Source organism: Streptomyces sp. NPDC051576, assembly GCF_040681835.1.
Lineage (GTDB): Bacteria > Actinomycetota > Actinomycetes > Streptomycetales > Streptomycetaceae > Streptomyces.
In genome coordinates this window covers 1,160,166-1,179,051 of sequence record NZ_JBFAZO010000001.1, presented here as the reverse complement: position 1 = coordinate 1,179,051, position 18,886 = coordinate 1,160,166, and the positions used below count along the sequence as shown (strand labels likewise).

General features: G+C 69.3%; 17 protein-coding genes and 1 tRNA gene. 1 reads left to right on the top strand and 17 read right to left on the bottom strand.

Annotated features, from left to right (window positions below):
* Nucleotides 1-135 precede the first annotated feature (135 nt).
* From AB0M63_RS05555 to AB0M63_RS05475, 17 genes are all read right to left on the bottom strand, one after another.
* Nucleotides 136-549, bottom strand: coding sequence for a hypothetical protein (locus AB0M63_RS05555; RefSeq protein WP_366018473.1), 414 nt, complete (start codon nt 547-549; stop codon nt 136-138).
* A gap of 294 nt (nt 550-843) precedes the next feature.
* Nucleotides 844-2,163 carry an MraY family glycosyltransferase gene (locus AB0M63_RS05550; protein ID WP_355912046.1) on the bottom strand — a complete coding sequence of 440 codons (1,320 nt, stop codon included), beginning with the start codon at nt 2,161-2,163 and terminating at the stop codon, nt 844-846.
* 129 nt (nt 2,164-2,292) lie between these two features.
* A complete protein-coding gene (gene glyA, locus AB0M63_RS05545) occupies nt 2,293-3,531 on the bottom strand; it encodes a serine hydroxymethyltransferase (RefSeq protein ID WP_366018472.1) in 1,239 nt (412 codons plus the stop codon).
* Nucleotides 3,532-3,603: 72 nt separating this feature from the next.
* Entirely contained in the window at nt 3,604-4,272 is a 669-nt protein-coding gene (locus AB0M63_RS05540) for a protein-tyrosine-phosphatase (protein WP_355912042.1), read from the bottom strand.
* Nucleotides 4,269-4,916 (bottom strand): L-threonylcarbamoyladenylate synthase, encoded by a 648-nt coding sequence (locus AB0M63_RS05535; RefSeq protein ID WP_355912039.1) that lies wholly within the window; start codon nt 4,914-4,916, stop codon nt 4,269-4,271. Before AB0M63_RS05535 ends, AB0M63_RS05540 begins: the two co-directional genes overlap by 4 nt.
* Before the next feature lie 55 nt (nt 4,917-4,971).
* The gene (gene prmC, locus AB0M63_RS05530; RefSeq protein WP_355912036.1) at nt 4,972-5,817 is read right to left on the bottom strand and encodes a peptide chain release factor N(5)-glutamine methyltransferase; all 846 of its coding nucleotides are present in this window, start codon (nt 5,815-5,817) and stop codon (nt 4,972-4,974) included.
* A 40-nt stretch (nt 5,818-5,857) separates the two neighbouring features.
* On the bottom strand, nt 5,858-6,934 hold the full coding sequence (prfA, locus tag AB0M63_RS05525; protein ID WP_355912033.1) for a peptide chain release factor 1: 1,077 nt from the start codon (nt 6,932-6,934) through the stop codon (nt 5,858-5,860).
* 105 nt (nt 6,935-7,039) lie between these two features.
* The gene (rpmE, locus tag AB0M63_RS05520) at nt 7,040-7,264 is read right to left on the bottom strand and encodes a 50S ribosomal protein L31 (protein ID WP_019073185.1); all 225 of its coding nucleotides are present in this window, start codon (nt 7,262-7,264) and stop codon (nt 7,040-7,042) included.
* A gap of 137 nt (nt 7,265-7,401) precedes the next feature.
* Nucleotides 7,402-8,541, bottom strand: a complete 1,140-nt coding sequence (locus AB0M63_RS05515) for an LCP family protein (RefSeq protein WP_366018471.1) — start codon at nt 8,539-8,541, stop codon at nt 7,402-7,404.
* 197 nt (nt 8,542-8,738) lie between these two features.
* Nucleotides 8,739-9,200, bottom strand: coding sequence for a VCBS repeat-containing protein (locus AB0M63_RS05510; protein ID WP_366018470.1), 462 nt, complete (start codon nt 9,198-9,200; stop codon nt 8,739-8,741).
* A 54-nt stretch (nt 9,201-9,254) separates the two neighbouring features.
* Nucleotides 9,255-11,288 (bottom strand): transcription termination factor Rho, encoded by a 2,034-nt coding sequence (gene rho, locus AB0M63_RS05505; protein ID WP_355912023.1) that lies wholly within the window; start codon nt 11,286-11,288, stop codon nt 9,255-9,257.
* Nucleotides 11,289-11,699: 411 nt separating this feature from the next.
* Nucleotides 11,700-12,629 (bottom strand): homoserine kinase, encoded by a 930-nt coding sequence (gene thrB / locus AB0M63_RS05500; protein WP_355912020.1) that lies wholly within the window; start codon nt 12,627-12,629, stop codon nt 11,700-11,702.
* A gap of 280 nt (nt 12,630-12,909) precedes the next feature.
* Entirely contained in the window at nt 12,910-13,968 is a 1,059-nt protein-coding gene (gene thrC, locus AB0M63_RS05495) for a threonine synthase (RefSeq protein WP_355912017.1), read from the bottom strand.
* Between the two features lie 6 nt (nt 13,969-13,974).
* On the bottom strand, nt 13,975-15,267 hold the full coding sequence (locus tag AB0M63_RS05490; protein ID WP_366018469.1) for a homoserine dehydrogenase: 1,293 nt from the start codon (nt 15,265-15,267) through the stop codon (nt 13,975-13,977).
* A gap of 154 nt (nt 15,268-15,421) precedes the next feature.
* The gene (gene lysA / locus AB0M63_RS05485; protein WP_355912011.1) at nt 15,422-16,819 is read right to left on the bottom strand and encodes a diaminopimelate decarboxylase; all 1,398 of its coding nucleotides are present in this window, start codon (nt 16,817-16,819) and stop codon (nt 15,422-15,424) included.
* Between the two features lie 69 nt (nt 16,820-16,888).
* Nucleotides 16,889-18,013, bottom strand: coding sequence for an ArgS-related anticodon-binding protein NrtL (gene nrtL / locus AB0M63_RS05480; RefSeq protein WP_366018468.1), 1,125 nt, complete (start codon nt 18,011-18,013; stop codon nt 16,889-16,891).
* Between the two features lie 114 nt (nt 18,014-18,127).
* Entirely contained in the window at nt 18,128-18,700 is a 573-nt protein-coding gene (locus AB0M63_RS05475; protein ID WP_355912005.1) for a response regulator, read from the bottom strand.
* Nucleotides 18,701-18,758: 58 nt separating this feature from the next.
* On the opposite strand from AB0M63_RS05475, the gene AB0M63_RS05470 reads away from it, so the two are divergent.
* A tRNA-Arg gene (locus AB0M63_RS05470) sits at nt 18,759-18,830 on the top strand.
* The last annotated feature ends 56 nt before the right edge of the window (nt 18,831-18,886 follow it).

Sequence of the window (18,886 nt, the reverse complement as noted above, 5' to 3'; positions counted from 1 at the left end):
GGATGTGGGGGCGGCAGTGGGGCATCGAGCCTCGCGATTGAGCAGGCGTCAGCTCAGATGCCCGCGCCCGCGATGCCGCAGTTGGCACCGGACGATAGCAGGGTCGCTTACGTGCTCTTATCCCGGCCCTACCGCTCACGACGAGTGCCCCGACTTCTCGGGCTCGACGTAGAGGATCTTGGCCTTCATGTGGGCACGGGTCTGCGCGACGACCCAGATGATGGTGCTGGCGAGCAGCGTGAACGCGAAGGCCTTGGGGTTGAACAGCGTGGTGTGCTTGAACGCGGCCAGGAAGATGAACAGCAGAAGAATCTGCGCCGCGAAAAGCATGAGCCCCATCGACTGGAACAGGTGCGGAAGCGATTTGGCGGTGCGCTGCAGAACGTAGAGCCCGATTCCCATGAAGAGGATCACGATCAGCGTCGCAACGGCTGCCCCAATGGCTCCTTTGCCGCCCGCGACCACACCACTGACGACGGCGGCAATCGCGCCGACGGCAGCTGTGGGCACAGCGGCCTGAAGGAGAATCCGGGCGTCATTGGACGGCATGGCGGCAACTCCGCTTGCTAAGGGGGGCGTGTCGTCATGGACGAGCGTAGTCCCGGGATGAGAGAGAACCTCACGCCAATGGACGGTCGCACTAGGGTCCTTCGGCTCTGTCCCGGGTTCTCGTGAACCGTATCACAAACTATTTGATGCGGTCTTTACCTAGAAGGTGTGCTTGCTGTCACACATGAGAGTGACGCTGCGCGTCTGTGCAAAATAGCGGCCAAGTTGTCTGGTATGGGGAGGCTTTGTCCTCCCACGAGATGGCAACGCTTTAGTCAGATTCTTACCTTGGCGTCAGCGCGAGGACTCCGCCTTACGCCGGTCCAGGAAGCGCGAACGGGGGCCGACAGCGGTCGCTCCGTTGACTCCTGACACTCCGGCGATCACCGGAGGGCGCGGGTCGCGGTCCTCCTCCGCCAGCACGGCCACGGGCTCAACAGCCGCCCCGCGACGGCGATAACGCGGCGGCACCAGGAACTCGGCCCAGCGCGGGGCCCGCGGGGTGAAGCGCGGCAGCAGGAGCAGCACCAGGCCGATCGCGCTCAGGAAGACGATGCCGAGGACGATCCACATCGAGGCCGAGTTGACCGAGTAGGACAGCGCGCCGAAGGCGATCAGCGCCGACCAGAAGTACATGATCAGCACCGCCCGGCTGTGCGAGTGGCCGATCTCCAGGAGCCGGTGGTGCAGATGGCCGCGGTCCGCGGCGAACGGCGACTGTCCGCGCCAGGTGCGCCGCACGATCGCGAGCACCAGGTCGGCGGCCGGCACCGCGATGATCGTCAGCGGCAGCAGCAGCGGGATGTAGACGGGCACCGTCGAGTGCACGGCCGCCTTCTCGGAGTGCAGGAACAACTGGAGCGCGTCCGGGTCGACCTGTCCCGTGATGGAGATCGCACCCGCGGCCAGCACCAGGCCGATCAGCATCGAGCCGGAGTCGCCCATGAAGATCCGCGCGGGGTGCATGTTGTGCGGCAGGAAGCCGAGGCACATGCCCATCAGGATCGCCGAGAAGAGCGTGGCCGGGGCGGCGGCCTCGATGCCGTACGAGTACCAGATCCGGTAGGCGTACAGGAAGAACGCGGCGGCCGCGATGCACACCATGCCGGAGGCCAGGCCGTCGAGGCCGTCGACGAAGTTGACCGCGTTGATGGTGATGACGACCAGGGCGACCGTGAGCAGGGTGCCCTGCCACTGGGTCAGCGCCACGTTGCCGACGGTCGGGATGGGCAGCCACAGGATCGTCAGACCCTGCATGACCATGACGCCGGCGGCGATCATCTGGCCGCCCAGCTTGATCAGGGCGTCGATCTCGAACTTGTCGTCCAGGACACCGATCAGCCAGATCAGGGCGGCGCCGGAGAGCAGGGCGCGCGGTTCGTTCGAGTTCTCGAAGACCTGGCTGAGGTTGGTCAGATGGTCGGCGACCAGCAGGCCGGCGCACAGACCGAAGAACATGGCGATACCGCCGAGCCGCGGAGTGGGTTCCCGGTGCACGTCACGGGCCCGGATCTCCGGCATCGCCCCGGCCACGATCGCGAACTTCCGCACCGGCCCGGTCAGCAGATACGTCACCGCGGCCGTCACGCAGAGCGTCAGCAGGTATTCACGCACAGGCTTCCCCACAGGTCTCGCTGGCCATCACAGCCCCACACCCTAGCGAGGGACGCATATGGTTGGGGACTTCCGGGTAGCGACGATGGTTGCACGTGTGGCTGTGTACCTGGTGACGGCTACCCCCGTTCAGCCGGGGTAGGGCGGAAATCTTTCCGCCAGCTCCCTCACTTCGTCACGCGCGTTCTTGCTCTGCACCTCGTCCCGCAGGACCCCGGCGATCAGCTCGCCGATCCGTGCCATCTCCCGCTCCCCCATGCCCTGTGTGGTGACCGCAGCCGTACCGAGCCGCAGCCCGCGGGCGTGCGCGTGCGGCAGCGCACAGCAGTCGAGGACCGTGCCGGCCGCCGCGAGGCGGCCGCGCGCGGTGCGGCCGTCGACGCCGAGGGGGGCCGGATCGGCGGTGATGAGGTGGGTGTCGGTGCCGCCCGTGGTGACGACGAGTCCCTCGGCGGCGAGTACGTCCGCGAGCACCCGGGCGTTGGCGACCACCTGATGGGCGTACGCCGTGAAGGCCGGCGTCGCCGCCTCGCCGAACGCGACCGCCTTCGCGGCGATGGTGTGCATCTGGGCGCCGCCCTGGGTGAACGGGAACACCGCCCGGTCCACCCGCTCGGCCAGCTCGCTCCCGCACAGGATCATCCCGCCGCGCGGCCCGCGCAGCACCTTGTGCGTGGTGGCGCAGACGACATCGGCGTACGGCACCGGGTTCGGCGCCGCTCCCCCGGCGACGAGACCGATGGGATGGGCGGCGTCCGCGATGAGATAGGCGCCGACCTCGTCGGCTACCTCACGGAAGTACGCGTAGTCGATGTGCCGGGGATAGGCGATGGACCCGCACACGATCGCCTTGGGCCGGTGCGTACGGGCCAGCGTGCGCACCTGGTCGTGGTCGATGAGCCCGGTCTCCGCGTCCACCCCGTAGCCGACGAAGTCGAACCAGCGGCCGGAGAAGTTCGCGGGCGACCCGTGCGTGAGATGCCCGCCGTACGGCAGGCCGAGGGCGAGGACGGTGTCGCCGGGCCGCAGCAGCGCGGCGTACGCGGCGAGCACGGCCGAAGACCCGGAGTGCGCCTGCACGTTGGCGTGCTCGGCACCGAACAGCGCCTTCGCCCGCGCCACCGCGACGCGCTCGGCGACGTCGACGATCTCGCAGCCGCCGTGGTGCCGGGCGCCGGGGTACCCCTCCGCGTACTTGTTGGCGAGCGGGGAGCCGAGCGCGGCCAGCACGGCGGGCGAGGTGAAGTTCTCGGCGGCGACCAACTGGAGCGTCGTCGACTGCCGCGCCAGCTCCCCGAGCAGGATCTCGGCCAGCTCGGGGTCCTGCCGACGCAGGACATCGGCCTCAAGGACAGGGATGACCGACATGATGGACTCCGGGGCGTCGACGGTGACGTACGTCCAATGTAGGCCCGGGGCCGGTGGGACGCGCGGCCGTCGCTACGTCTTCGCGGGTACGCCGGTGAGGGCGGTGACGACCGGGTCGATCGCCTGGTTTATCTCGTCCCCGATCGAGCGGAAGAACGGCAGCGGCGCCCCGTAGGGGTCGAAGACCTCGTCCGCCTCCGCGGTGGGGGCCAGGAGCCAGCCTCGGAGGGCGGCGGCCGCGCGGACCAGGGCTCGGGCGCGGGCCACCATGCCGTCCTCCAAGGGGGGCAGGGTCGCCGGGTCGATCGCCTTCACCAGGCGGGTGAACTCCTTGAGGGTGAAGGTGCGCAGGCCCGCCGAGTGGCCCATGGAGATGACCTGTTGGCGGTGGTCGCGGGTGGCGGTCAGCACCAGGTCGGCGCGGATCACGTGGTCGTCGAGCAGCTCCCGGCCGGTGAACCCGGAGGGGTCCGCGCCGAAGTCGGTCAGGACGGTCTCCGCGTTGGCCTCCATGGGCGCGCCCTCGTGACCCCAGGTGCCGGCGCTCTCCACGATCAGCCCGCCCCACAGCGGGTCGCCGAGCCGGTCCGCCAGGGCATGACGGGTCAGCCGCTCGGTGATCGGCGAGCGGCACACGTTGCCGGTGCTGACGTGGAGGATGCGGAAGCTGTCCATGGGGAGCCCGAAGGTCCCCGTCACTTCCCCGTTGCCTATGCCACGCCCCGCGTCAGGGGCTGTCAATTCGCCACCTCGAGGTCGGGTACGACCTTCCGCAGCTCCTCGGCCGAGATGGCGCCCGCACGCAGCAGCAGCGGCACCTCGCGGGTGACGTCGACGATCGACGACGGCACGTTGCCGGGCGTCGGACCGCCGTCGAGGTAGACGGAGACCGAGTCGCCGAGCATCTCCTGGGCCGCGTCGCAGTCCTCGGGGGACGGGTGGCCCGTGAGGTTGGCCGAGGAGACGGCCATCGGGCCGACCTCGGTGAGCAGTTCGATGGCGACCGGGTGCAGCGGCATGCGCACGGCGACCGTGCCCCGGGTGTCCCCCAGGTCCCACTGCAGGGACGGCTGGTGCTTGGCGACCAGCGTGAGGGCGCCCGGCCAGAAGGCGTCGACCAACTCCCAGGCCAGCTCGGAGAAGTCCGTGACGAGGCCGTGCAGGGTGTTCGGGGAGCCGATGAGGACGGGGGTGGGCATGTTGCGGCCCCGGCCCTTGGCGTCGAGGAGATCGGAGACGGCCTCCGAGGAGAACGCGTCCGCGCCGATGCCGTAGACCGTGTCGGTCGGCAGGACCACGAGTTCGCCCCGGCGGACGGCGGACGCGGCCTCGCGCAGACCCGTCGTGCGGTCGGTCGCGTCATTGGTGTCGTATCGCCGTGCCATGTCTAGCGGGCCTCCTCGTACACGTACTGCTGCGGGTCGGAAGTCGGGGCGCCGGTCACGGCGTCGCCCTGCGGGCGGTCGCGAAGCGCGGGCGGTTGTTGAGATCGGGGTGGTCGGCCGCGTCGGCCCAGCCACGCTCCTCGGTGAAGATCCACGGCACCTGGCCGCCCTGGGTGTCGGCGTGCTCGATGACGACGACACCGCCGGGGCGCAGCAGCCGGTGTGCGGTGCGCTCGATGCCGCGGATCAGGTCGAGGCCGTCCTCCCCAGAGAACAGGGCGAGTTCGGGGTCGTAGTCCCGGGCCTCGGGAGCGACGTACTCCCATTCGGTGAGCGGGATGTACGGCGGGTTGGAGATGACCAGGTCGACATGGCCGTCGAGGTCGGGGAAGGCGTCCAGGGCGTTGCCCTGCCGCAGGTCGACCCGGGAGCCGTCCATGTTCTTGCGGGTCCACTGGAGGGCGTCCTCGGAAAGCTCCACGGCGTGCACCCGGGAGCGCGGGACCTCTTGGGCGAGGGCGAGCGCGATGGCGCCGGATCCGGTGCAGAGGTCGACGATCAGCGGTTCTACGACGTCCATCGCGCGCACCGCGTCTATGGCCCAGCCGACCACCGACTCGGTCTCGGGGCGCGGCACGAACACCCCCGGCCCGACCTGGAGTTCCAGGTACCGGAAGAAGGCGCGGCCGGTGATGTGCTGGAGCGGCTCACGCTGCTCGCGCCGCGCGATGGCCTCCCAGTAGCGGGCGTCGAAGTCCGCGTCCTTCACGGAGTGCAGCTCGCCCCGCTTCACGCCGTGCACGAACGCGGCGAGCTCCTCCGCGTCGTTGCGCGGCGAGGGCACGCCGGCGTCGGCCAGCCGCTGGGTGGCCTGTGCCACCTCTGCGAGCAGCAGGTTCACGCATTCCTCCGTGTCGTACTGGGTCGTGCGTATGTGGCCTTTACGCCGCCGCGAGCTTGGCGGCCGAGTCCGCGTCCACGCAAGCCTGGATCATCGCGTCGAGGTCACCGTCCAGGACCTGGTCCAGGTTGTACGCCTTGAAGCCGACGCGGTGGTCGGAGATGCGGTTCTCCGGGAAGTTGTACGTACGGATCTTCTCGGAGCGGTCGACCGTGCGGACCTGGCTGCGGCGGGCGTCGGCGGCGTTCTTCTCCGCCTCCTCCTGTGCCGCGGCGAGCAGCCTGGAGCGCAGGATACGCATCGCCTGCTCCTTGTTCTGCAGTTGGCTCTTCTCGTTCTGGCAGGAGGCGACGACTCCGGTGGGAATGTGCGTGATGCGCACGGCGGAGTCGGTGGTGTTGACGGACTGTCCGCCGGGGCCGGAGGAGCGGTAGACGTCGATGCGGAGGTCGTTCGGGTTGATCTCGACGTCGACCTCCTCCGCCTCGGGGGTGACGAGGACACCGGCCGCGGAGGTGTGGATACGGCCCTGGGACTCGGTGGCCGGGACGCGCTGCACGCGGTGCACTCCGCCCTCGTACTTCAGACGGGCCCACACGCCCTGGCCGGGCTCGGTGGCGCCCTGGCCGCCCTTGGTCTTCACGGCGACCTGGACGTCCTTGTAGCCGCCCAGTTCGGACTCGGTGGCGTCGATGATCTCGGTCTTCCAGCCGACGCGCTCCGCGTACCGCAGGTACATGCGCAGCAGGTCGCCGGCGAACAGGGCGGACTCGTCGCCGCCCGCGCCCGCCTTGACCTCAAGGATCACGTCCTTGTCGTCGTTGGGGTCACGCGGCACCAGCAGCAGCCGCAGCCTCTCCGTGATCTCCTCGCGCTGCTTCTCCAGCTCCTTGACCTCGGCCGCGAACTCCGGGTCGTCGGCGCCGAGTTCACGCGCGGTCTCGATGTCGTCGCCGGTCTGCTTCCAGGAGCGGTACGTGGCGACGATCGGGGTCAGCTCGGCGTAGCGCTTGTTCAGCTTGCGCGCGTTGGCCTGGTCGGCGTGGACCGACGGGTCGGCGAGCTTCGTCTCAAGGTCGGCGTGCTCGCCGATGAGGTCCTCGACAGCCTCGAACATCTTGGGCTCCTGAAATGCGTGAAGAAAGGGAAGGCGGGCGACCAAAAACGCCGGTCCCGGCACGCCTGTGGAGGGCGTGGCCGTGGACCGGCGAAATGGAGCTCGCTACTTCTTGGAGCCGGCGCCAGCCTTGCCGAAGCGGGCCTCGAAGCGGGCCACGCGGCCACCGGTGTCGAGGATCTTCTGCTTGCCCGTGTAGAACGGGTGGCACTCGGAGCAGACCTCGGCGCGGATGTTGCCGCTGGTGATCGTGCTACGGGTGGTGAACGACGCGCCACAGGTGCAGCTGACCTGCGTCTCGACGTACTCGGGGTGGATCTCGCGCTTCAAGGTGTCTCCTAGTTCCGGGAGGGCACCGGGTCGCTGCCGCGGGGTGCGGTGGCGTGAACCGGGGCCGACGTACCAGTCTGCCAGGACTGGGGCCATCCCCCAAAACGGGGGACGTCGATCATCTATTCCCGGGAGCCTCAGGACGAGGTCACGACGCCCTTGGCCTCACCGGTGGCCGTGCCCTTCGTCGCCGCCGCGGGGATCGGCCGGTCGTTCTTCAGGGCCGTCCAGACCAACTGGGCCTTGGCCTTCTCGACGATGACGCGGTTCGGGTTCGCCGGGTCGTACTCGACCGGCATCGTGACCATGTTCATGTTCTTGGAGCTGATGCCCTTGAGGCCGTTGGCGAAGGACGTGAGGGAGTTCACCGAGCCGAGGTCGGAGTCGGTGGTGACGGCCTTCGTGGCCGTGTTGGCGAGGTCGTACAGCTTGGTCGGGCTGGTCAGGACGCCGATGTGCTTGACCTGGTTGACCAGGGCCTTGATGAAGGCCTGCTGGAGCTGGATCCGGCCGAGGTCTGAGCCGTCGCCGACGCCGTGCCGGGTGCGGACCAGGCCGAGGGCCTGCGAACCGTTGAGCGTGTGGGTGCCGGCCTTGAGGTTCAGGTGGCTCTGGCTGTCCTTGATGTCCTTGGTGGTGGTGATCTGGACACCACCCAGCTCGTTGATGAGCTTCTCGAAGCCGGCGAAGTCGACTTCGAGGTAGTGGTCCATCCGCAGGCCGGATATGGACTCGACGGTCTTCACGGCGCAGGCCGCACCGCCGGTCGAGTACGCGGAGTTGAACATGACGCCGGAGGCCGCGTCGTGCGTGACGCCCTTGGTGTCGGTGCACTCGGGCCGGTCGATGAGGGTGTCGCGCGGGATGGACACCACGCTGGCCTTCTTGTGGCCCTTGTAGACGTGCACGATCATCGCGGTGTCGGAGCGCGCGCTGCCGTCGTCGGTACCGCCGCCGAGCTTCTTGTTGCTGCCGGAGCGGGTGTCGGAGCCGAGGACCAGGATGTTCTCGGAGCCGTTGTCGACCTTGGCCGGCCGGTCGGTGCCGAGGGCCTGGTTGATGTCGACGCTCTTGATGTTGCCGTTGAGCTTGAAGTACACGTATCCGGCGCCGGTACCGCCCAGCACCAGAACACCGCCCGCGACCCAGGCCGTGATCATCAGGGCCTTGTGGCGGGGGCTGCGGTCCTTCTTCTTGCGGCCGCCCGCACGGTGACGCGGGCCGCTGTTGCCGTCCTTGCCCGGTATGACGGGCTCCGGCGTGCTCTCGGCGGACATGGGCTCCTCGAATCTCGTACCGGTCGGTTACCCCCTGCTTTCAGGGTCAGGCGCGGTCAGTACCGCTCCATCTTCGCTCCGCCTGGTCAGACGGGGGAACTCGGCAAAGGGTTGCACAACGCAGAGTGCCCATCGCGTACGGCGATGGGCACTCTGGGTAGTCGATTCAGCGGGTCACTCCGCGCTCACCTGCGATTTCACCCGAAGATGCCGTACCGCTGGAAACCGGTACCAAGCGGCTTCGGTGTGCCGAAGATCTCGCTCGTCGCCTTCCCGGTGCCCGGATACAGGTACAGCGGGCCGCCGACGTTGCGGATCAGGAGGTCCGCCTTGCCGTCACCGGTGAAGTCGCCCTTGCCGACCAGCGCGTTGTACTGGCTCCAGCCGCCGCCGACGCGCGAAGGCGAGCTGAAGGTGCCGTTGTTGCGGGTCTTCCAGTTGGTGAAGATCTCCGTGCTGGCCCAACTGCCGTCGTCCCGCGCGCTGTTGAGCACGACGTGGTCCCAGTAGACCGCGCCGGAGGTGGTCCGGTAGATCCAGTCCTGGTAGCCGTCCCGGTTCAGATCGGCGGAGAGGACGAGGTTGGAGGACTTGCGGGCGTAGACGTCGGCCTTGTTGTCGGTGTAGCTCAGGTTGCCGACGTCGGGAGGCACTGACAACACACAGGGCCGCCCCCTTAACAGGAGGCGGCCCTTTGGTAACGCTGACGTCCCTTAGTCCCCGTTGCCGGGCGTGGGGGTCGTCTTCTGGATCTGGAGCAGGAACTCGGCGTTCGACTTCGTCTGCTTCATCTTGTCGAGGAGCAGCTCGATCGCCTGCTGCTGGTCGAGCGCGTGCAGCACGCGGCGCAGCTTCCAGGTGATGGCCAGCTCGTCGCTGCCGAGCAGGATCTCTTCCTTACGGGTGCCGGACGCGTCGACGTCCACCGCCGGGAAGATGCGCTTGTCGGCGAGCTTCCGGTCGAGCTTCAGCTCGGCGTTGCCGGTGCCCTTGAACTCCTCGAAGATGACCTCGTCCATGCGCGAGCCGGTGTCGACGAGCGCGGTGGCGAGGATGGTCAGCGAGCCGCCGTCCTCGATGTTGCGCGCGGCACCGAAGAAGCGCTTGGGCGGGTACAGCGCCGTCGAGTCGACACCACCGGAGAGGATGCGGCCGGAGGCGGGCGCGGCGAGGTTGTAGGCACGGCCCAGACGCGTGATCGAGTCGAGCAGCACGACCACGTCGTGGCCCAGCTCCACCAGGCGCTTGGCGCGCTCGATGGCCAGCTCCGCGACCGTGGTGTGGTCCTCGGCCGGGCGGTCGAAGGTCGAGGAGATGACCTCGCCCTTCACCGACCGCTGCATGTCGGTGACCTCTTCCGGACGCTCGTCGACCAGGACGACCATCAGGTGGCACTCGGGGTTGTTGTGCGTGATCGCGTTGGCGATGGCCTGCATGATCATGGTCTTGCCGGTCTTCGGCGGGGCCACGATCAGACCGCGCTGGCCCTTACCGATCGGCGCGACGAGGTCGATGATGCGGGTCGTCAGCACACCCGGGTCGGTCTCCAGGCGGAGCCGGTCCTGCGGGTACAGCGGCGTCAGCTTGTTGAACTCCGGCCGCCCGCGGCCGTGTTCGGGTGCCATGCCGTTGACCGAGTCGAGGCGCACCAGCGCGTTGAACTTCTCGCGGCGCTCGCCCTCCTTCGGCTGGCGGACCGCGCCGGTGACGTGGTCGCCCTTGCGCAGGCCGTTCTTACGGACCTGGGCGAGGGAGACGTACACGTCGTTGGGACCCGGCAGGTAGCCCGACGTACGGATGAAGGCGTAGTTGTCGAGGATGTCGAGGATGCCCGCGACGGGGATCAGGACATCGTCGTCCGCGACCTGCGGCTCGCCGGCCGCGCCGCCGAACTCGTCACGGCCGCGACGGCCCCGGCGGTCGCGGTAACGGCCGCGGCGACCGCGCCGTCCGCCGTCGAAGTCGTCGTCGTCCTGCGGGCCGTTGTCACGCTGCTGACGGTCCTGACGGCCACCACCCTGCTGCTGGCCGCCCTGCTGACGGTCCTGCTGCTGGCGGTCCTGACGGCCGCCGCCCTGCTGCTGGCCGCCACCCTGCTGGTCGTCGCCGCTCTTGCGGCGGTCGCCGCGGTCACGGTCCTGACGGCCACCGCGGTCGCGGTCACGGCGGTCACGGCGGCCCTGACGGCCGTCGTCACCGGCGTCGGACCGGGCCTCGCCCTGCGCGGCGGCGGGCGTCTCGGACGCCGACTCGCTCTTCGCCTCGGCGGTGATCGTCTCGGGGCTGCCGGCCTCGGCGGTGGCGCGGCGACGACGACGCTCGACAGGCGCGTCGTCGCTGGCGGGCTGGCCGGGAATCTCGATCTGCTGCTGGGCCACGGCCTTCTCGGCGGCGACCTTCTCGGCCTTCTGCTCGGCCGGGGCGGCCGCCTCGTCGCCCGTACGGGCCTTGGAGGTGGCGCGGCGCTTCGGCTTGGTCTCGGTGGCGGTCTCGGCCTTGGCCGGAGCACCCCCGCCCGCCTGCGCGTCCTTGATGACCTCGATCAGCTGGCTCTTGCGCATGCGCGCGGTGCCCTTGATGCCGAGGCCGGATGCGACCTGCTGCAGCTCGGCCAGCACCATGCCGTCGAGGCCGGTACCACGGCGCCGCCGGGAGCCGGCACCGGTGGCAGGCGCGGAGGCGTCCGTGGCGGGCGCGGCAGCGGTCTCCTCGACACGTGCGCCCATCAGATCGGTGGTGTCGCTCACGAAGGGTCCTTCCCTGGAGCGGACGTCGGCCTGTCTGGCTCGGCGACCGGTTGTGCTGTCCGGCTTCGGTTCTTGCTGTGTGAACCGTGCCGGGGCGGTGGTCCGCCAATACGGCGGAAGAGATATCTGGTGATGGCGCTTCCCAGAGCAGTGGCACCGAGTGTCTGTGTCACATGGCTTGGTCGCACCAATTCCGGAGCGTGCCCGGCGAACCGCTCAGTGCCCGCGTACGAGGTACTGCCCGCGTACGTCGTACGAAACACAGTGCGGCTTGGGAGGCTCCCGGAAGAATGTCTGTCCCGGACGGGGACAACAAGCACCTCGCCATGGTGGGGTCGGGTGCAGACTTGAGATTAACACTACCGGATCCAACAAACATTCCCCCTCTCGAAATCCGGCGACGGTACGTAGTCAATGGGCACTGGGAGCCGCGAGCGGAAGCACGCAGGCGCCCTGTGCGTCGAGATCCAGCCGGTTGGCGGCCCAGCCCTCGCCGGCCAGGTGGGACACCTTGTCCGCGTTGTCGGCGTCGACCAGGGCCAGCACGGTCGGTCCGGCGCCGGAGATCACGGCCGGCACCCCGTCCGCCCGCAGCCGCTCGACGAGGGCCGCGCTGTCCGGCATGGCCGGCGCCCGGTACTCCTGGTGCAGACGGTCCTCGGTGGCGGGCAGCAGCAGCTCGGGGCGCCGGGTGAGGGCCTCTACGAGCAGGGCGGCACGGCCCGCGTTGGCGGCGGCGTCGACGTGCGGGACGCTGCGCGGGAGCAGACCGCGCGCGGTCTCGGTGAGCACGGGTTTCCCGGGCACGAAAACCACCGGAACGATGGAATCGGCGGGGTCCATCCTGATCGCCCGCGCGGCGCCGCCGTCCATCCAGGAGAGCGTGAAGCCGCCCAGCAGACAGGCCGCCACGTTGTCGGGGTGGCCCTCGATCTCGGTGGCCAGCTCCAGCAGGGCCGTGTCGTCGAGCTTGGAGTCCCCGCCTATGGTCACGGCCCGCGCGGCGACGATGCCGGCGCAGATGGCGGCGGACGAGGAGCCCAGGCCGCGGCCGTGCGGAATGCGGTTGGCGCAGACGATCTCCAGGCCGCGCGGCTGCCCGCCGAGCAGGTCGAAGGCGGTGCGCAGGGACCGTACGAGGAGGTGGTTCTCGTCGCGCGGGAGGGTCTCGCTGCCCTCGCCGGCGATGTCGATGAGCAGCCCGGAGTCGGCGACACGGACGACGACGTCGTCGTAGAGCCCCAGCGAGAGGCCGAAGGCGTCGAAGCCCGGGCCGAGGTTGGCGCTGGTGGCGGGGACGCGCACCCGGACGGCGGCGGCGCGGAAGGCTGGACCGGCCATCGCTCGATGACTCTCCTTGAGCTGCGTGATTGTCGAAGACATTCGATGGAATTCGATGAGATGCGATAGGTGCTTCAGATACTTCGATAGGTACGTGGAGACCCTCGGGCCGTGGAGACGGCGCGGTGCCGAGCCATGCGCGCAGGCATATGCGGCGGGCGGGTTCGGTACAGCCTATCGAAGGAAGGTTCTGTGGCGACATAGGGCGCACAGGAGGCGCACGATGCGTGTCGTAAGCCCCCTGTGCACCCCCCGTGGGGATGTCTCCCTGTCAGCCGTTCTACGCGAGTCCGAGTCGCTCGGCGGCCGTCGCCGCGTCGACCGGGACGGTGACGGGCTGCGGGGCGCCCGCGACGGCCCAGTCGGGGTCCTTGAGGCCGTTTCCGGTCACCGTGCAGACGATGGTCTGGCCCGGGTCGACCTTGCCCTGCTCGGCCGCCTTCAGCAGACCGGCGACAGAAGCGGCGGAGGCGGGCTCGACGAAAACGCCCTCCTGCGCGGCCAACAGCCGGTAGGCGCGCAGGATCTCACGGTCCGTCACCTCGTCGATGAACCCGCCGGACTCGTCCCGCGCGGCCAGCGCGTACTGCCAGGAGGCGGGGTTTCCGATGCGGATCGCGGTGGCGATCGTCGAGGGGTCCTTGACGATCTCGCCGCGCACGATGGGCGCGGAACCGGACGCCTGGAAGCCCCACATACGCGGGGTCCTGGCGGCGATGCCGTCCCCGGCGTACTCCTTGTAGCCCTTCCAGTACGCGGTGATGTTGCCCGCGTTGCCGACCGGCAGGACGTGGATGTCGGGGGCGTCGCCGAGCATGTCGACGATCTCGAAGGCGGCCGTCTTCTGGCCCTCGATGCGCACCGGGTTGACCGAATTCACCAGCGCCACAGGGTAGTTGTCACTCAGCTCGCGGGCGAGGGTGAGGCAGTCGTCGAAGTTCCCGTCGACCTGGAGGATCTTCGCGCCGTGCACGAGGGCCTGGCCCATCTTGCCGAGCGCGATCTTGCCGCGCGGCACGAGGACGGCACAGACCATCCCGGCGCGTACGGCGTAGGCGGCGGCGGACGCGGAGGTGTTGCCGGTGGAGGCGCAGATGACGGCCTGCGCGCCCTCCTCCTTGGCCCGCGTGATGGCCATGGTCATACCGCGGTCCTTGAAGGACCCGGTGGGGTTGGCGCCCTCCACCTTGAGGTGGACCTCACAGCCGGTGCGCTCGGAGAGCACCTGCGCGGGCACGAGGGGCGTACCGCCCTCGCGGAGGGAGACGACCGGCGTGCTGTCGGACACCGGGAGCCGGTCCCGGTACTCCTCGATGATTCCGCGCCACTGGTGGGTCATTGCTGGTTACTCTCCTTCAACCCGCATGATGCTGGCGACACCCCGCACGGTGTCGAGCTTGCGCAACGCCTCGACGGTCCCGGTGAGGGCGGCGTCGGACGCGCGGTGCGTGACGACGACGAGAGAGGCCTCGCCGTCCTTCCCCTGCTGCCGAACCGTATCGATCGAGACACCGTGCTCGGCGAACACGGTGGCGACCTGTGCGAGAACACCTGGTTTGTCGGCGACGTCGAGGCTGATGTGGTACCGCGTGACGACCTCGCCCATGCCCGACACCGGCAGTCCGGCGTACGCCGACTCCCCTGGCCCGGTGGTCGAGTTGAGCCGGTTGCGGCACACGGCGACGAGGTCGCCGAGCACGGCGGAGGCGGTGGGGGCGCCGCCCGCTCCGGGGCCGTAGAACATGAGCTGTCCGGAGGCGTCGGACTCGACGAACACGGCGTTGTAGGCGCCGCGTACGGAGGCGAGCGGGTGACTCAGCGGGATCATCGCGGGGTGCACGCGCGCGGTGACGGACCCGCCGTCCTCGGCCCGCTCGCAGATGGCGAGGAGCTTGATGGTGCAGCCCATGTTCTTCGCCGAGGCGAAGTCCGCGGCGGTGACCTCCGACATCCCCTCGCGGTAGACGTCGTCGAGACGCACGCGCGAGTGGAAGGCGATCCCGGCGAGGATGGCGGCCTTGGCGGCGGCGTCGAACCCCTCGACGTCGGCGGTCGGATCGGCTTCCGCGTACCCGAGCGCGGTGGCCTCGTCGAGGGCCTCCTGGTATCCCGCCCCCGTGCTGTCCATCTTGTCGAGGATGAAGTTGGTCGTCCCGTTGACGATCCCGAGCACCCGGTTGACCTTGTCACCGGCGAGGGACTCGCGCAGCGGCCGGATCAGCGGGATGGCACCGGCGACGGCGGCCTCGTAGTACAGGTCTTGGCCGTGCTGCTCGGCGGCGGCGTGCAGGACGGCACCGTCCTGGGCGAGCAGCGCCTTGTTGGCGGAGACGACGGAGGCGCCGTGCTCGAAGGCGGAGGTGATGAGGGTGCGGGCGGGCTCGATGCCCCCGATGACCTCGACGACCACGTCGATGTCGCCCCGTTTGACGAGGGCGGTGGCGTCGGTGGTGACGAGGGCGGGGTCGATGCCTTCGCGGACCTTGGACGGCCGCCGTACCGCGACGCCGGCAAGCTCGATCGGGGCGCCGATCCGGGCGGCGAGGTCGTCGGCGTGCGTCGTCATGATGCGCGCCACCTCTGAGCCGACCACTCCACAGCCCAGCAGCGCCACCTTCAGCGGACGCGTACGCATCATCCGACCTCGTTTCCTCATACCGTCTTCGGTTGCACCAGTCTCACTCACCGGACGGGAGTTTCTATCCATAGTCCGGATCGTGAGACATCGATTTCATTTCTACGGGGGTGGAAGACGGGAGATCTTCCACCCCTCCGTTGCGCCTCGTTTCTGCTCAGCCGACGTCGAGACGCAGCAGGTCCTCCTCCGTCTCCCGGCGGACGATGACCCGCGACTCGCCGTCCTTCACGGCGACGACCGGCGGGCGGAGGACGTGGTTGTAATTGCTGGCCATGGAGCGGCAGTACGCACCCGTCGCCGGTACGGCGATCAGGTCACCCGGTGCCAGGTCCCCCGGCAGGAACGCGTCCTTGACCACGATGTCCCCGCTCTCGCAGTGCTTGCCGACGACCCGCGCCAGCATGGGCTCGGCGTCGGAACGGCGGGACACGAGAGCGACGCTGTACTCGGCGTCGTAGAGCGCCGTCCGAATGTTGTCGGACATCCCGCCGTCGACCGACACATACGTCCGCAGCCCGTCGAGGGGCTTGATGGTGCCGACCTCGTACAGCGTGAACGCGGTCGGCCCGACGATGGCGCGCCCCGGCTCGACGGAGATACGCGGGGTCCGCAGCTTGGCGGAGTCGCACTCGCGGGTGACGATCTCGGTGAGCGCCTTGGCGATCTCGTGCGGCTCACGGGGATCGTCGTCGCTGGTGTAGGCGATCCCGAGCCCTCCACCGAGGTCGATCTCGGGCAGCTCGACACCGTGCTCGTCGCGGATGTCCTTCAGCAACCCGACGACGCGGTGCGCGGCGACCTCGAAGCCGGACATGTCGAAGATCTGCGACCCGATGTGGGAGTGGATGCCGATCAGTTCAAGCCCGTCGAGCTGAAGAGCACGCCGCACGGCTTCGGCGGCCTGTCCCCCGGCGAGCGGAATCCCGAACTTCTGGTCCTCGTGGGCGGTGGCGATGAACTCGTGGGTGTGCGCCTCCACGCCCACGGTGATCCGGATCTGCACGCGTTGCCGCTTGCCGAGGGACTGCGCGATGTGGGCGACGCGCACGATCTCCTGGAAAGAATCGAGGACGATACGCCCGACCCCGGCCTCGATCGCCCGGTGGATCTCGTCGGTGGACTTGTTGTTGCCGTGGAAGGCGATGCGGTCGGCGGGCATACCGGCGGAGAGGGCGGTGGCCAGCTCGCCCCCGGAGCACACATCGAGGTTGAGCCCCTCTTCGTGCAGCCACCGCACGACGGCGCGGGACAGGAACGCCTTGCCGGCGTAGAAGACGTCGGCGTCATGCCCGAAGGCAGTACGCCAGGCACGGGCACGCTCCCGGAAGTCCGCCTCGTCGAGGACGTAGGCCGGGGTGCCGTACTGCTCGGCGAGGGTCTTCACATCGATACCGCCGACGGTGACGACACCGTTCGCGCTCTCGTCACGGGTGACGGTCTGGGACCACACCTTGGGATCGAGTTCGTTGAGGTCGGCGGCCGGGCCGGAGTAGTGCCCCTCGGGCAGGACATCGGCGTGACGGGGACCGGCGGGGTGTGCGGAACGGCTCATGTCGTCTTCTCTTCTGTCTCTTCCTGGCGCGTAGACCGTGGTGTCTTCGTGTTCACGTGTTCTTGGCGCTCAGAGGTGTTGGGGTGCGTCGATGCCGAGCAGGGAGAGGCCACCGGCCAGCACCGCCCCGGCGGCTTCGGCGAGCGCGAGCCGGGCACGGTGGGCGGCCAAGGGTTTCTCGTCACCGAGCGGAAGCGTCGCGGCGAGGAGGGGAAGACCGGCATCGGCTACGGCGACCAGGTGACGGGCGAGGAGGTCGGGGCTGTGGTGGGTTGCCGCGCGGGCGAGGACGCGGGGGTGGTCGGCGAGGAGCGGGGTGAGGAGGGGGGTGTCTTCCTCTTGTACATCGCCGGGTTGGGCGGTGAGGCCGAGGTCGGCGGCGTTACGGCTGACGGCCCGGGTGCGGGCGTAGGCGTAACGGACCCGGAAGAGGGGATTCGTCTCCCGCTGCACGAGGTGGTCGGCGGCGAGGCGGGGCCGGTCATGGGCAGCGGGGTGGAGGAGGGCCCAGCGGGCGGCGTCACGGCCGAGGGCGAGGAGGGCTGCGAGGTCGGGGGCGGGCACGGGCCGTACGTCGACGTCGACGTCGGTTTCGGCTCCTGGTGGAACGAGTGCTTCCGAGCGGCTGCCGCAGGCGTCGATGTCACCGATACCGATGCTGATACCGATTCCGAGAACGGCGGCCCACTCGGGCTCGGGCCGGCCCTCACAACTGGTGCGGACGAGAACGCCCTGCGAACGCAGCAGACGGGCGACGACGTCCATGACGACGAGGGCGCGTGGCTCGCGGGGGGCGTGCAGCCGTACGGAATGGGCGACGGAAGTGTGCCGATCGCCGGCGAGGGCGTCGTCGACGAACCCGTACCGCGGTCCGCGCCGCAGGATCTCCTCGACGAGAAGGGTGGACGCCGTACTCCCCAGACTGATGTTGAGGAACCCGGGCCCGGTGATCTCGACACCGCTGACGCCAGGCGCCTCGACAAGACGCGGCCGCAGCAGCTCGGCGACACGACGGGGGGTCTCCCCGGCGGGCCCGGCGAGCTGAAGGGCGATGTTGGTGGCGTAGTCACCCCACCCGCCCGCCCCCGGCACGGTCACCAGCGCCCGCTCGGGCACGGCCACCGTCAGCTCCCCGTCCTCGACAGCACGGCGCACCGCGCGCAGCACGGTACGGGAGAGCTCGACGGGGGTCACGGGACAAGCGTATGGGAGGAGGGGGGTGGGTAGGCCAGCCGGTTTGGGAGGGTTCCGGGATGTGGACACCGACCGGTGTACGCGGTCGGAGCCGGCCACGCATGTCGGACGTCCTCAGCCGCCGCTACGACCGCCCCGCCCGGCCCGCTCGGCCTCACCGGCACCGAAGGCGCCACCGAGGGACAGCCCGTCGGCCGGGTCCCGCCGCCCGCGCTCGATCAACTGCCGTACCAGAGCGATGAGTTCGGAAGGTTCGAAGGGCTTGGCGAGGAAGGCGTCGACGCCGACGTCGAGCCCGCTCTCGACCTCGTGCTGAGTGCAGGCGCTGATGATGGCGAGGGGCAGGTCGCGGGTCCGGGGATCACTGCGCAGCCGGGCGGCGGTCCGCAGCCCGTCCAGCCGAGGCATGACGACATCAAGGGTCACGACGTCGGGCCCTACCTGATGGATGACGTCCAGACACTCGGCACCATCGGCCGCGGTCACGACCTCGAAACCCTCCAGTTCGAGATTGACCCTGATCAACTGCCGGATGACCTTGTTGTCGTCCACAACAAGCACCCGACCCGACGCGCCTGGCACAACTTGAGAGTAGGTCCGGACCGGCCACCGCGTCCGGGTTTTCCCCACTTCCACCCCCTGCGAGCGACCCAGCACGCCTCCCTGACCACCGAGAAACCTGTTCATGAACACCGGGAAGGAGCTGGTAGGGTTCTACCCGTCGCCGCAACACCGCGACCGACACGCCCCCGTAGCTCAGGGGATAGAGCAACGGCCTCCGGAGCCGTGTGCGCAGGTTCGAATCCTGCCGGGGGCACCTGTTATGAGGTGCCTAAAGACCCCGCCATCAGCGCGTTAGCTGAGTGCGGGGTC

Excerpts from the sequence above, each read along its gene's own strand:
- AB0M63_RS05555 (WP_366018473.1), bottom strand. The coding sequence starts at position 549 with ATGCCGTCCAATGACGCCCGGATTCTCCTTCAGGCCGCTGTGCCCACA.
- glyA (WP_366018472.1), bottom strand. The coding sequence starts at position 3,531 with ATGTCGGTCATCCCTGTCCTTGAGGCCGATGTCCTGCGTCGGCAGGAC.
- AB0M63_RS05535 (WP_355912039.1), bottom strand. The coding sequence starts at position 4,916 with ATGGCACGGCGATACGACACCAATGACGCGACCGACCGCACGACGGGT.
- prfA (WP_355912033.1), bottom strand. The coding sequence starts at position 6,934 with ATGTTCGAGGCTGTCGAGGACCTCATCGGCGAGCACGCCGACCTTGAG.
- AB0M63_RS05515 (WP_366018471.1), bottom strand. The coding sequence starts at position 8,541 with ATGTCCGCCGAGAGCACGCCGGAGCCCGTCATACCGGGCAAGGACGGC.
- thrB (WP_355912020.1), bottom strand. The coding sequence starts at position 12,629 with ATGGCCGGTCCAGCCTTCCGCGCCGCCGCCGTCCGGGTGCGCGTCCCC.
- thrC (WP_355912017.1), bottom strand. The coding sequence starts at position 13,968 with ATGACCCACCAGTGGCGCGGAATCATCGAGGAGTACCGGGACCGGCTC.
- AB0M63_RS05490 (WP_366018469.1), bottom strand. The coding sequence starts at position 15,267 with ATGATGCGTACGCGTCCGCTGAAGGTGGCGCTGCTGGGCTGTGGAGTG.
- lysA (WP_355912011.1), bottom strand. The coding sequence starts at position 16,819 with ATGAGCCGTTCCGCACACCCCGCCGGTCCCCGTCACGCCGATGTCCTG.
- AB0M63_RS05475 (WP_355912005.1), bottom strand. The coding sequence starts at position 18,700 with ATGAACAGGTTTCTCGGTGGTCAGGGAGGCGTGCTGGGTCGCTCGCAG.